Origin of the sequence: Nonomuraea sp. NPDC048892 (assembly GCF_040649735.1) — a bacterium.
GTDB lineage: Bacteria > Actinomycetota > Actinomycetes > Streptosporangiales > Streptosporangiaceae > Nonomuraea > Nonomuraea maheshkhaliensis.
The window spans coordinates 326,380-339,454 of record NZ_JBEZFZ010000002.1 but is presented as its reverse complement, the minus strand read 5'-3'; the positions used below and the strand labels follow the sequence as shown (position 1 = coordinate 339,454).

General features: G+C 72.6%; 10 protein-coding genes. 7 read left to right on the top strand and 3 right to left on the bottom strand.

Annotated features, from left to right (window positions below; translation table 11 throughout):
- Positions 1-36: 36 nt before the first annotated feature.
- Complete coding sequence (locus AB0C28_RS07015) at positions 37-3,021, bottom strand: response regulator (protein ID WP_357841607.1); 2,985 nt, start codon at positions 3,019-3,021, stop codon at positions 37-39.
- 155 nt (positions 3,022-3,176) lie between these two features.
- Between AB0C28_RS07015 and AB0C28_RS07010 the strand changes: the two genes are divergently transcribed.
- From AB0C28_RS07010 to AB0C28_RS06985, 6 genes are all read left to right on the top strand, one after another.
- The gene (locus AB0C28_RS07010; RefSeq protein ID WP_106250915.1) at positions 3,177-3,863 is read left to right on the top strand and encodes a response regulator; all 687 of its coding nucleotides are present in this window, start codon (positions 3,177-3,179) and stop codon (positions 3,861-3,863) included.
- A complete protein-coding gene (locus AB0C28_RS07005; protein WP_358073325.1) occupies positions 3,860-4,777 on the top strand; it encodes a glutamate ABC transporter substrate-binding protein in 918 nt (305 codons plus the stop codon). Before AB0C28_RS07010 ends, AB0C28_RS07005 begins: the two co-directional genes overlap by 4 nt.
- Positions 4,778-4,913: 136 nt before the next feature.
- A complete protein-coding gene (locus AB0C28_RS07000) occupies positions 4,914-5,657 on the top strand; it encodes an amino acid ABC transporter ATP-binding protein (RefSeq protein WP_358073324.1) in 744 nt (247 codons plus the stop codon).
- An 8-nt stretch (positions 5,658-5,665) separates the two neighbouring features.
- Complete coding sequence (locus AB0C28_RS06995; RefSeq protein ID WP_358073323.1) at positions 5,666-6,496, top strand: glutamate ABC transporter substrate-binding protein; 831 nt, start codon at positions 5,666-5,668, stop codon at positions 6,494-6,496.
- Positions 6,497-6,501: 5 nt separating this feature from the next.
- Positions 6,502-7,170: an amino acid ABC transporter permease gene (locus AB0C28_RS06990; protein WP_357841594.1), complete on the top strand. Its 669-nt coding sequence runs from the start codon at positions 6,502-6,504 to the stop codon at positions 7,168-7,170.
- Entirely contained in the window at positions 7,167-7,991 is an 825-nt protein-coding gene (locus tag AB0C28_RS06985) for an amino acid ABC transporter permease (RefSeq protein ID WP_346106994.1), read from the top strand. Before AB0C28_RS06990 ends, AB0C28_RS06985 begins: the two co-directional genes overlap by 4 nt.
- A gap of 25 nt (positions 7,992-8,016) precedes the next feature.
- Here AB0C28_RS06985 and AB0C28_RS06980 read toward each other — a convergent pair whose 3' ends face one another.
- On the bottom strand, positions 8,017-9,297 hold the full coding sequence (locus tag AB0C28_RS06980) for a hypothetical protein (RefSeq protein ID WP_358073322.1): 1,281 nt from the start codon (positions 9,295-9,297) through the stop codon (positions 8,017-8,019).
- 127 nt (positions 9,298-9,424) lie between these two features.
- Between AB0C28_RS06980 and AB0C28_RS06975 the strand changes: the two genes are divergently transcribed.
- Complete coding sequence (locus tag AB0C28_RS06975; RefSeq protein WP_358073321.1) at positions 9,425-10,786, top strand: amidase; 1,362 nt, start codon at positions 9,425-9,427, stop codon at positions 10,784-10,786.
- A 68-nt stretch (positions 10,787-10,854) separates the two neighbouring features.
- Here the strand turns inward: AB0C28_RS06975 and AB0C28_RS06970 are convergent, their stop codons facing one another.
- Complete coding sequence (locus tag AB0C28_RS06970; RefSeq protein ID WP_358073320.1) at positions 10,855-12,972, bottom strand: ATPase; 2,118 nt, start codon at positions 12,970-12,972, stop codon at positions 10,855-10,857.
- Positions 12,973-13,075 lie beyond the last annotated feature (103 nt).

Here is a 13,075-nt window from a genome sequence, read left to right as displayed (position 1 = left end):
CTCGATGGCGGAAAACCGTAACCCGGACGCCCCCGCTCAGGAGTGGGCCGCGCTCATCCATTCGGGGACGTCGCTGAGCAGGCCGCCCAGCTCCTCCAGCAGGTCCTCGTCCACGACGGCACCCGACGCGGACAGGTCCTCGACGCGCCGGCAGAGCTCCGCCTCCCTGACCGCGCCGACCGTGGCGCAGGCGCCCCTGAGCCGGTGGGCGAGCGCCGTGGCGGCCGGGCGGTCGCCGTCGCGTACGGCCTGCCTGAGCTCGTCGAACGTACGCGTGGCGGTGGCGAGGTAGGCCCGCGCCACGTCCGCCAGCGCCTCCTGGGACAGCCCGGCCAGCTCGGGCGGGAGCCCGGCCGAGGCCGTCCACTCCGGGATGCGGGCCAGCACGCGCGGCCAGTCCACGGGCTTGGCCAGATGGTCGTCCATGCCGGCTTCGAGGCAGCGGATCCGGTCGTCGGGCATGGCGGCGGCGGTCATCGCGATGATCGGCGTGTGGACCTCCTCGCGGCCCCTGATCTCCTCGGTGGCGGCCAGTCCGTCGAGCACGGGCAGCTGGCAGTCCATGAACACCAGGTCGTAGCCGCCTTCGAGCACGGCCCGCACGGCCTGGGCGCCGTCGTCGACCACCTCGACCTCGTGACCGGCCTGGCCGAGGACGAGCATCGCCACCTGGCGGCTCACCTCGTCGTCCTCGGCCACGAGGATCCGCGCTGCGGCGGCCGGGCTGCCGTTCTGGCCGGCCGGATGGTCGCCGGGGGACTCGGCGGTGCCCAGGGCGTTCTCCACGGCGGCGACCAGGCGGCGGCGGCTCAGCGGCCGGGTGATCGACTGTACGGCCCGCTCGCCGGCCGGCGCCGGCCAGGCGAAGCCGGAACGGCCCGGGGTGACGACCACGATGACGCTGGTGGCCTGGAGCAGCGGGTCGGTGAGGATGGCGTGGGCGAGCGAACGCGGCGCGCCCGGGTCCGCCCCCAGCGAACCGCCCAGTGGGTGACTCGACGAGCCGCCCGGCGAAGTGCTCAGTGCGGCGTCAGGTGAAGTGGCCAGCCCATTGCCCCGTGCGGCATCCGGCGCGGTGGCCAGCCCATTGCCTGGCGACGGGTCCGGGGTCGTGCCCAGGTCGAGGGCGACGACCGCCAGCTCGTACGGCTCCCCCGCCGCGGCGGCCGACCGCAGGCGGGCCAGGGCCTGCTCCTGGTCCCTGGTCTCCTCGACCTCGGCCCCGGCCTGGGCCAGGTAGCGCGCGGCCAGCGTACGGTCCTCGGGCCGCGAGTCGGCGACGAGCGCGCGCCGTCCCTCCAGGGTGTGCGCCCCGGGCTCGGCCCAGGTCACGACGTCGACCGGCAGCGTGGCCCAGAAGCGGCTGCCCACGCCCTCGACGCTGTCCAGCCCGATGCTGCCGCCCATGAGCTCGACGAGCTGCCGGCTGATCGCCAGGCCCAGGCCGCTGCCGCCGGTCCTGCGCGTGATCGGCGAGTCCACCTGGCGGAAGACGCCGAAGACCCGTTCCCGGTCGTTGGGGCCGACCCCGATCCCGGTGTCGGCCACGGCGAACCTGAGCGTCACCCGTTCCTGGCCCGGCTCGCCCTCGTCGAGGGTGACCCGCAGGTCCACGCCGCCCTGGAAGGTGAACTTGAGCGCGTTGCCGACGAGGTTGGTGAGCACCTGGCGCAGCCGGGCGGGGTCGCCCGACACCTGGCTCGGGACGTTCTCGTCGAGCCGGAGCGTGAGCCAGAGCCCCTGCTCGTACGCGTGCGGCGCGAACGGTGCCACGACCTCGTCGCACAGGCGCGGCAGGTCGAAGGCCACGGCGTCGACCTGGAGATGGCCGGCCTCGATCCTGGACAGGTCGAGGAAGTCGTCGAGCAGGCGCAGCACGTTGTGGGCCGACTCCTGGGCGGTGGTGGCGTAGTAACGCTGCTCCTCGTCCAGGCGGGTGCCCATGAGCAGGGAGTTCATGCCGAGCACGCCGTTGATGGGGGTGCGGATCTCGTGGCTGATCTTGGCCACGAACTCGGACTTGGCGTTGGAGGCGCTGAGCGCGTCGTCCCTGGCGGAGGCCAGTTCGGCGGCGTACCTGGCCAGCGTGGCCTGGGCCCGGCGGCGGCCACGCGTGGAGTGGATCTGCAGGCCGAGGCCGATGAGGATGAGCAGGGCGAGCAGGGCGGCGACGGTGAGCACGTTCGTGCGCAGCTTGTCGGCCGAGGCCAGCGCCTCGGAGGCGGAGACCTCGGCGGTGACCGTCCAGCCGATGCTCGGGATGGGCTCGGAGGCCGACATGACCAGGCCGTCGATGCCGCGGTACATGCCGCTCCACGCCTGCCCGGCCAGCGCGGCGTCCACCCGGAAGTCCTCGCGCAGGGAGGTGAGCGCGTACACCTGCCTGCCGGGGTCGGCGACGAGCACGCCGGCCTTGTCGGTGATGAGCAGCCGGATGTCCTGCGCGTTGGCGGCCTCCTCGGCGAACGCCTTGATCGCGTCCAGGCTGTAGACGATGGCGAGCATGCCGAACATGCGCACGCCGTCGGCGCTCATGATGGGCGCGGCCACGGCGACCGCCCTGGACACGTCGCCCATCGTGGGCGTGTACGCCTGGGAGACGTGGGCCTGGCGGCCGTCGCGCACCGCGCGGTACCAGTCGGTGCTGGTGATGTCCTGGGGCAGCGCGCTCGGGGGTTCGGCGCCGAGCATGCTTCCCTCGGGGGAGATCAGCATGAGCCCGCTGACCCCGTCGCGCATGCGTTCCAACTGGCCCAGCCAGTCGCGCAGCGTCGTCGGCGTGGCGTCGCCGACGGAGGCGCGCACCTCGGGGCGCTGCGCGAAGGCGGTGACGAGCTGTTTGAGCGAGCTCATCTGCTGGTCGACCACGACCCTGCTGACCGACGCCGTGGTCCTGACCCGGTTGCTGACCTCGTCGCGCACCGCGCCCTCGGACAGGGAGATGCTGGACGACGTCAGTGCCGCCAGTGGCAGCAGGCCCAGGAGCGTCCACAGGGCTGTCACCGCGAACAACCACCGCACGGGCGTCCGTCCCTCCCCCCAGCCGTTCGGGTACAGAGTAGGAGGTAACCGGCGCGTACGCCGGATCCGGATGAGCAGAACGAGCAAAAGTCGATCTTTTGTAATAAAACACGCTTAAGCTGCAAGAATCTACTGCTTGGACGAGGAGCGTGGCGATGCCTGAGCCCAGGGACATCACCGTACTCATCGTGGACGATGATCCGGTCGTCACGGCGGCGCTGCACGCGCAGGTGAACCGGGTGCTGGGCTTCAGGGTGGTGGGCATCGCCCACACCGGCCACGCGGCGCTGGCCGCCGCCGGCCGCTTCGCGCCCCGGCTGATCCTGCTCGATCTGCACCTTCCGGATATGCCCGGCTTAGAGGTCGCGCACCGGCTGCGCCGGCCGGAACAGCCGCCCGCCGACATCATCGTCGTCTCCAGCCGCAAGGAGTCGGCCACCGTACGGGCGGCCATCCAGCGCGGCGCCCTCTACTACCTGGTCAAGCCGACCAGGGCCGGCACGCTGGAGCAGACCCTGCTGCGGTACGCGGCCACCGCCGAGCAGCTCGACGGGGGCGGCCGGTTCGCCGAGCAGCAGGAGATCGACCGCCTCTTCCGCTCGCTCCACCTCGACCAGGGCACCCGTCCGAAGAGCATCTCGCCGGCCACCGAGCAGAAGATCCTGGACGCGCTGGCCGAGGTCGAGGAGGACGCCTCGGCGCACGAGCTGGCCGGGATGGTCGGCGTCAGCCGGGCCACCGCCCGCCGCTACTTGGAGCACCTGGCCGATCGCGGGCTGGTCGAGGGCCGCCCGAAGTACGGGGAGACCGGGCGTCCGCAGCACCGGTACCGCGTCCGATGAGCGGCCCGCCCACCGGCCAGCCGACCGACCGGCCGACCGGCCTGATGACCGGCCTGATGACCAGTCCGGTGAGGATCCCCGTGCGGCGCGGGCTGCGCGTGGTGCTGGCGGCAGTACTGCTCTGCGTGCTCGCGACCGGCTGCGGCGAGGCGGACGCGTTCGCCACGGAGTCCACGATGGCGCGGATCAAGCAGCGCGGCGTGCTGACCGTGGGCACCAAGTTCGACCAGCCGATGTTCGGCTACAAGGACCCGGCCAGCGGGCGGATCACCGGGTTCGACGCGGAGATCGCGCGACTGCTGGCCAAGGACCTCACCGGCAGCGAACGCAACGTCCGCTTCGTCGAGACCGTCTCCCGCGAACGCGAGAACTTCATCACCCAGGGCGTGGTGGACCTCGTCATCGCCACCTACTCGATCACCCCGGCCCGCTCCGAGCTGGTCTCGTTCACCGACCCGTACTACTACGCGGGGCAGGACCTGCTGGTCAGGATGGGCGATTCCACCATCAACCAGGTGACCGACCTGGGCGGCAAGACGGTCTGCACGGCCAAGGGCTCCACCTCCGTGGACCGGCTGCGCGAGCAGGTGCCGACCGCCAAGCTGGAGATCGTCGACGCCTACAGCATCTGCATCCCCGCCCTCATCTCCGGCCGGGTGGACGCGCTCAGCACCGACGACACCATCCTGCTCGGGCTGCTGGCCCAGCATCCCGACACACTGCGCCTGGTACGCAAGCCGTTCGGGCGCGAGCCGTACGGGATGGGCGTGCGCAAGCAGGACACGGCCTTCCGCGACTACCTCAACGGCCTGATCTGCCGCTGGCTGCGTGACGGCCAGTGGGACCGCGCCTTCATGGCCACGATCGGCGTCCACGGCAACACCGCCGGGCCGTCCAGGCCGGCCAACTGCTGACCTGGCACCCGACCTGGCTCCTGGGCCGGCTGCTGAGCTAAACGAGCACAAACAACCAAAACGATCACAAGCCTTTCCGCGGAACATGCGGCTCCTACGGTTACGCCAACGCTGACCAAGACGAGGAGCGTGGCGCATGTCCCAGTCGGACCTGATCGTCCTGGACCAGGTCAACAAGAGATTCGGCGATCATCACGTCCTGCGGGACGTGAACCTGAAGGTCCGGCAGGGCGAGGTCGTCGTGATCATCGGCCCGTCCGGGGCGGGCAAGTCCACCCTCTGCCGGGCGATCAACCGGCTGGAGACCATCGACTCCGGCACGATCACCCTCGACGGCACCCCGCTGCCGTCGGAGGGCAGGGAGCTGGCCAGGCTGCGCGCCGAGGTCGGCATGGTGTTCCAGTCCTTCAACCTCTTCGCGCACAGGACCGTCCTGGACAACGTCGTCCTCGGGCAGGTCCACGTGCTCAAGCGGCCGAAGGACCAGGCCGTGTGCAAGGCCCGTGAGCTGCTCGACCGGGTCGGCATCGGCGCCCAGGCGGACAAGGTGCCGGCCCAGCTCTCGGGCGGGCAGCAGCAGCGGGTGGCCATCGCCAGGGCCCTGGCGATGGACCCGAAGGCGATCCTGTTCGACGAGCCGACCTCGGCGCTGGACCCCGAGATGGTCAACGAGGTGCTCGACGTCATGACCACGCTGGCCCGCGAGGGCATGACGATGGTCGTCGTCACCCACGAGATGGGCTTCGCCCGCCGGGCGGCCGACCGGGTCGTCTTCATGGCCGAGGGCGAGATCGTCGAGCAGGGCGCCCCCAGCGCCTTCTTCGGCGCGCCGAGCAGCGACCGCGCCCAGTCCTTCCTCGCCAAGATCCTCACCCACTAAGGAGTGTCATGTTCGGCAGATCCCTTTACGCCGTGTTCGCCGTGGTCGCCGTGACCGCCACCGGGTGCGGAGGCGGGCAGGAGAGCTACGCCTCGATCGTGGACAAGGCCAAGACCGAGAAGAAGCTGGTCATCGGCGTGAAGGCCGACCAGCCCGGCCTCGGCCTGCGCACGCCCGACGGGAGCTTCACCGGGTTCGACATCGAGGTCGCCACGTACGTGGCCAAGCAGCTCGGGGTCGAGCCGTCCGGGATCACGTTCAAGGAGACCGTGACGGCCAACCGGGAGGCGTTCATCGAGCAGGGCCAGGTCGACATGGTGGTGGCCACGTACTCGATCACCGACGCGCGCAAGCAGAAGGTGTCGTTCGCGGGGCCGTACTTCGTGGCCGGCCAGGCCCTGCTGGTACGGGCCGACGACGCCGCGCTGACCGGGCCCCAGGCGCTCAACGGCAAGAAGCTGTGCTCTGTCGCCGGCTCGACTCCGGCGCAGAAGGTCAAGACCGAGTACGCCAAGGAGGTGCAGCTGCAGGAGGAGCGGACCTACTCGGCGTGCGTGGACCGCGTGCTCGGCGGCCAGCTCGACGCCCTCACCACCGACAACGTCATCCTGGCCGGCTACGCCGCGCAGCACGCGGGCAAGCTCAAGGTGGTCGGCGAGCCGTTCAGCACCGAGAAGTACGGCATCGGGATGAAGAAGGACGACACGAACGGCCGCAAGGCGGTCAACGACGCCCTGGCGAAGATGTTCGCCGACGGTAGCTGGACCAAGGCGCTGCAGGCCAGCGTGGGCTCCTCCGGCTTCACCGTCTCGCAGGCCCCGCAGCTCGAACGGTACTGAGGCCCATGGACGCGTTGCTGACCGAGGGCGGCACCATTCTGGCCGCCTTCTGGATGACGGTCCGGCTGACGGCGGTCAGCGCGCTCGGCTCTCTGGTGCTGGGCACGCTGCTGACCGCCATGCGGGTGGCCCCGCTGGGCTCCCTGCGCGCCACCGCGACCGCGTACGTGACCGTGGCCCGCAACACGCCCCTGACGCTGGTGCTGCTCTTCACCGGCCTGGGGCTCGGCGCGAACCTCGGGCTCGAACTGTCCGACGACATCGCGACCAACAACTTCTGGCTCGCCGTCATCGGACTGACCGCCTACACCTCGGCGTTCGTCTGCGAGGCGCTGCGCTCGGGGCTGAACACGGTGCCCGTGGGGCAGGCGGAGGCGGCCCGCTCGCTGGGGCTGGGCTTCGTCAGGACACTGGCGCTGATCACGCTGCCGCAGGCGTTCCGCGCCGTGGTGGCGCCGCTCGGCAGCATCCTCATCGCGCTGACGAAGAACACCACGATCGCGCTGGTGGTGGGCGTCGCGGAGGCGTCGGTGCGGATGCGGGAGCTGGTCGAGACGTACGGGGACCAGGTCATCGAGGTCTTCCTCGGCTTCGCCGCCGGGTTCGTGCTGCTCTGCCTGCCGATGGGGCTGGCGTTCGGCTGGCTGTCGAAGCGGATGGCGGTGACCCGATGACCTACGCGAACCTGTACGAGGTCGCCGGACCGCGCGGCGTCCAGCGCAACCGGGTGCTGACGGGTGTCGTCGCGCTCGTGCTGCTGGCGCTGGCGTACGTCGTCTACGTGCGCTTCGAGGAGAAGGAGCAGTGGGCGGCGGAGAAGTGGGCGCCGCTGCTGCGGGCGGACGTGTGGGCCACGTTCATCCTGCCCGGCCTGGCCGGGACGCTGGCGGCGGCCGTCGCCGGGGTGGTGCTGGCCGGGATCTTCGGGCTCGTCTTCGCCACCGCCCGGCTGTCGGAGCACGCGTGGGTGCGGGTGCCGGCGGCCGTGGTGGTGGAGTTCTTCCGGTCCGTGCCGCTGCTGCTGCTGATCTTCTTCGCCTTCTTCGGGTCGTACGCGCTCATCGGCGTGAACGTCTCCGCCTTCGCGGCGGTGGTGTTCGGGCTCACCCTCTACAACGGCTCGGTGATCGCCGAGATCGTCCGCGCCGGCGTGCTCAGCCTGCCGAAGGGGCAGCGGGAGGCGGCGTACGCGGTCGGCATGCGCAAGGGGCAGGTGATGCGCCTCGTGCTGCTGCCGCAGGCGCTCAAGACGATGCTGCCCGCGCTGATCAGCCAGTTCGTGGTGCTGCTGAAGGACTCGGCGCTCGGGCTGATCGTCGGCTACGACGAGCTGGTGGACCGCGGCCTGAACGGGATCGCGGCGAACTTCTCGAACGTGATCCCGGCGGCGATCCTCATCGCGGCCATCTTCATCGTCATCAACATGGCGCTGGACCGGCTGGCCCACCGCCTGAGCAAGACGGGCACCCGCCGCCCGGCCAAGCCCGCCTCCTGACCCCAACCGGGCGGCTCGCCGGGTCTCAGCGGGCCCTTCCGGCCCGGCGGCGGAGCGCCGGCAGCCAGGGGGCGGCGCCGAGCACGGCGAGCAGCGCCAGCAGGGGCAGCCGCCACCACCACGACACGGTCGCGGGCGGCGGCTGCGCGGGTCCCGCGGCCGTCCACGGCCGGGCGCTCTTCGACCAGGCGAGAAAGGCGTCGCCGATCGGCATCAGCCCGAAGGCGTAGCGCTTGGTCCACGGGGTGCCGACAGGCAGGCCGGCCAGCTCGCCGTAGCCGGCCAGTGCCCCGGCCAGCGCGGCGTCACCGTGCACCTGGGCGGCGCCCAGGGTGACCGCCGTGGCCGACAGGCTCACGCCCAGCGGCAGCGGCCCCGAGTCGACGTCGCCGGGGCCGTCCATCCCCTGGGGGTACTCCCGCACGGCCGGGCCGAGGCCGAGCGGGGTGACGACGTAACGGTCGCGAAAGCGCAGATACTGCCCGGCGGCGAAGCCGGGATCGATGTCGGGCAGGAAGCGCTGGATCATGCTCTGCGAGCTGCCCCTGGCCACCTCCTCCGGCTCGCCGGTGCCGGGAGCGGCGCGGTGCGGGAGCAGCCCGGTGCGCGGGTCCAGCCGCTCGCGGGCCAGCTCCAGCCACCGCGCGACGGTCGCGGCGTGGCGGGGCGGCTCCAGGGTGTCGTGCAGGCGCAGTGACGCCATCGCCACGGTCGAGTCGACCGGCCACGACTGGCCGGGGTAGGCCTCCAGGAACGGCGACGGCGAGGCGTCGAACGCCTTGGCCAGCGCCGCCGAGTCCGCGGCGAAGCGGCGCGACTCCCCGGCGTCCCGCCGCCCGGCCGGCTGGAGGCTCAGCACCCCGCCGCGCAGCCAGTTGCCCCAGCCCCGGTAGAAGACGCCGTACTCGGGGACGAGCTCGGCGCTGAACGGAGCGCGGCCGGGCGGGGTGTCCAGGCGTTCCAGCGCCCAGCGCGCCTCGCGCAGCGCCTCGGCCCTGGTCTCCCCCGGGACGCGCCGGCCCAGCTCCACCCAGGTCAGGCCGTACAGGACGTGCAGGAAGAAGTAGCCCTCGGGGAACAGCGCCTGCGCGTCGTCGCCGGCGCCGGCGTCGAGGGCTCCGCGCAGGAACGCGAGCTGTCGCCGCACCCCCGGCGGCTCACCCTCGGGGCCGCCCGGCGTGGCGGGGACGATCAGGCGGACCGCTCCGGCGAGCGCGCAGAGGCTGATCACGACGGCGGCGAGCCGGCGCGACCAGCGTAAGACCCTGCGCAGGGTAGGGCGGAGGAGGGAGGGCGCTTCCGGCATCCGCCGATGCTAGCGGTCCGGCGTCCCACCCGGATCCGTTGGTGCTGGGGCAGGGGTGATGTGTAGACCGGCGGTCTGGCCCGTCTCCGTTGGTGCTTGGGCCGGGGTGATGTGTAGAAAAGGGTCCATGCCGATTCCCCAGGGACCCTTCACCGGCCGTACCGTCACCGACCTCGCCCGGGAACTGCGCGACCGGAAGACCACCTCCGTCGATCTGGTCGAACAGGCGCTCGGCGCCGTCGCCGTGCTCGATCCCGCGCTGAACGCGTTCGTCACCGTGGACGCGGGCGGGGCGCTGGCGGCCGCGCGCCGGGCCGACGAGGAGCTGTCAGGGGGCGGCGACCGGGGGCCGCTGCACGGGGTGCCGGTCGCGGTGAAGGACCTGATCATGGTGGCGGGGGTGCCGGCGACCATGGGTTCGCGGCACTTCGCCGGATACATCCCCGACACCGACGCCGCCTGTGTGACGCGGTTGCGGGAGGCGGGCGCGATCATCGTCGGCAAGACCACGACGCACGAGTTCGCGTACGGGCCGACCGGCGACCGCTCCGCCACCGGCGCCTCGCGCAACCCGTGGGACCCGGCGCGCATGTCGGGCGGCTCCAGCGGCGGCAGCGGGGCGGCCGTCGCGGCGGGCATGGTGCCGCTGGCGATCGGCACGGACACGGGCGGCTCCGTCCGCATCCCGGCGGCTCTGTGCGGGATCGCCGGGTTCAAGCCGGCGTACGACGCGATCCCGGCCGACGGCGTGTTCCCGCTGTCGGCGACGCTCGACCATGTGGGCGTGCTCGCGGGCACCCCTGACGACTGCCTGATCGCCTACCGCCACCTGGCGCGGGACGGCGGGGCGGTCAAGGAGGGGACGGGGCCCGTGCGGGTGGCGTGGCTCGATCCCGGCGTCGTCTTCGACGGCGATCCCCGGGTGACCCGCACCGTGCGGGCCGTGGCGGCGTCGGTGTCGGGGGCAGCTTCGGGGGCCGCCGATGAGGTGCGGCTGGCCGAGGAGGTCGTCGCGGAGCTCAGGGAGACGTACCTGGCCATCCAGAGCTGCGAGACCGCCGCCGTGCACGCCGAGCGATTGGAGCGGGCGCCCGAGCTGTTCGACGACGAGGTGCTCGAACGCCTGCGCGTCGCCGCCGAGTTGCCCGGCTGGCGCTACGTCCGCGCCCTGGAGGCCAGGCGGCGGCTGGCCGAGACGGTGGGGGCGCTGTTCGAGCGGCACGACGTGCTCGCCCTGCCGTCCGTGCCGATCGTCGCGCCGCCGGTCGGCGCGCGTGAGGTGGAGGTGGACGGACGCGCCGTCGCGGTGCGGCCCGCGCTGCTCGCACTGACCAGCCCCTGGAACGTGCTCGGCTTCCCCGCGCTGACCGTCCCGGCGGGAACGGTGGACGGCCTGCCGGTCGGCCTGCAACTCGTCTGCCGCCCCGGCGACGAACCACTCCTCTTCGAGGCGGCGGCCCGCGCGGGGTCCGCACCGACGCCGGGCTGACGGCAGGACGCGGCGAGGTCCGCGCCGACGCCGGGACGACCGCGGGCGGCGCGCCGGGCGGACGGAGGTCAGTGCTCCTGGGCCGGGCGGGACGAATCGACCGGGCCGGGGTCGAGGGCGTTGAAGATCCCGGCCTCCAGCCCGGTCCCGTACCCGGCCAGGAACGCGTCCCTGTACTCCTGGTCGCCGATCGCCGCCCGCGCCTGCCGCTCGCACCGTTCGCGCGCGCTGACCCACTCGTGGATGCCGAGCTGCGCCCGCCCGATGGTGTCCCACACGTGCTGGGCCAGCCCCAGCCGGCGGGCGGCGCACGCGCCCTCCCCCGAGGCCGCGGCGGCGCAGGCCAGCACGTCGAGGGCGAGCGCGATGCCGATGCTGTCGTGCAGCCGGTACTTGACCTCGAGCGCCGCCCGCGCGTGCGTCTGCGCGGCCTCGTACCGGCCCAGCGTCAGCTCGGCCTGGGCGCGGAAAAGGTCGGCGTAGGCGCGCATCCACCGTTCGCCGCGCTTGTCGCACTCGGCGCACATCTCCTCCAGCACCTTGACCGCGTCCTCGACGCGGCCCTCGGCGGTGTGCACGTGGCACTGGCCGAGGCGGGCCAGGAGGCTGGGCAGGCTCAGCCCGTGCTCGGGCCGGTGCACGGCCAGCAGGCTGTCGGCCAGGGCCAGCGCGAGGGCCAGGTCTCCCCTGATCGTGGCCGCCGCCATCACCATGGCCTGCGCGCCCAGCGCCGCCTCGGTGTCGCCGAGCCGTTCGGCCGCGCCGGCGCACTCGGCGGCCCAGGACATGCCGGCGGTGGCGTCGCCCTGCACGATGAGGGTCAGGCTGCACACCCACAGGGCGCGGTTACGTAGCGTGCTGGGCTCGGTGTCGAGGCGCAGGGCACGTTCGAGGTAGTGCTGGCCCTCTCTGAGGAAGCCGCAGGGGTACCAGAAGAACCAGAGCGCGGCGGCGAATTCCAGCGCGCTGTGGTCGTCAGGGGTGTTGAGGCTGTGGTCGAGGGCGGTGCGCAGGTTGTCGTGCTCGACGGTGGTGCGGTCGTTCCAGGCGATCTGCTCGGGGCCCAGCCAGGAGGCGTCGCCGCGGCGGGCCAGGTCGAGGTAGAAGTCGCGGTGGCGGCGGCGGATCTCGTCCTGCTCGCCGAGTGCGCGCAGCCAGATGGCGCCGTACTCGCGGATGGTGTCGAGCATCCGGTAGCGCTCGCCGCCGCCGGTCGGCGCCCAGATGAGGATCGACTTGTCGGCCAGCCCGGCCAGTAAGCCGGCGGTGGCGTCGGCGGGTAGCAGGTCGTCGGCGCAGACGTCGATCGCGGCCTGGTCGTCGAAGCTGCCCGCGAACACCGAGGTCCGCGCCCACAGCAGCCGCTCCTCGGGGGTGCACAGCTGGTGGCTCCAGCCGATCGCGGTGCGCAGCGCCTGGTGCCAGGGCGGGTCGGCGTCGAGCACCTCGTCCTCGGTGTCGCCGAGCAGCTCGAACCGGTCGTCCAGCCGCGCGGCCAGCTCGGCCGGCGCCAGCTCGCGCAGCCGGGCCGCGGCCAGCTCGATGGCCAGCGGCAGCCCTTCGAGCCGCCGGCACAGGCGGGCCAGCTCGGTACGGTTGCCGTCGCCGACGGCGAAGCCGGGCACGGTGGCCGCGGCGCGCTCGGTGAGCAGCCTGACCGCCTCCTGCGGGCCTTCGCCGTCGTCGTCGGGGACGGGCAGCGGGTCGATGATGAGCACCTGCTCGTCCGGCACGCCCAGGGGGCGGCGGCTGGTGGCCAGGATCGACAGCCGGGGGGCGGCGACGAGCAGCTCACGGGCCGTCCTGGCGCAGTCCTCGATGAGGTGCTCGCAGGTGTCCAGCACGAGCAGCAGGTGCCGGTCGCCGAGATATTCGGTCAGCACCTCCAGCATCGGCCGGGTCGTCTGGTCGGCCAGGGGCAGCGACTCGGCGATCGTGTACGGCACCAGCGCCCCCTGGTCCAGCGCCGAGAGCGGCACGAGCCAGGCGCCGTCGGCGAACCCGGGCCGCATGAGCGAGGCGGCCCGCAGCGCGAGCCTGCTCTTGCCGACCCCGCCCACCCCGGTCAGCGTCACCATGCGGAACTCGCGGCATAACCGGCGGATCCGGGCCAGCTCTCCGCGGCGGCCCACCAGGCTGGTCGTCTCCGGCGGCAGATTCCCGGTGTGCCGCCCACCCATCGTCATGGCCCTCACCTGTCCGGCTCGCGCAACTTGCCGCCTCGGTGAACAGCAGCTTGCCGGACGCGGAGTGGATCCGCCACGAAAAGTGAGAAAGTGACTACCCGTC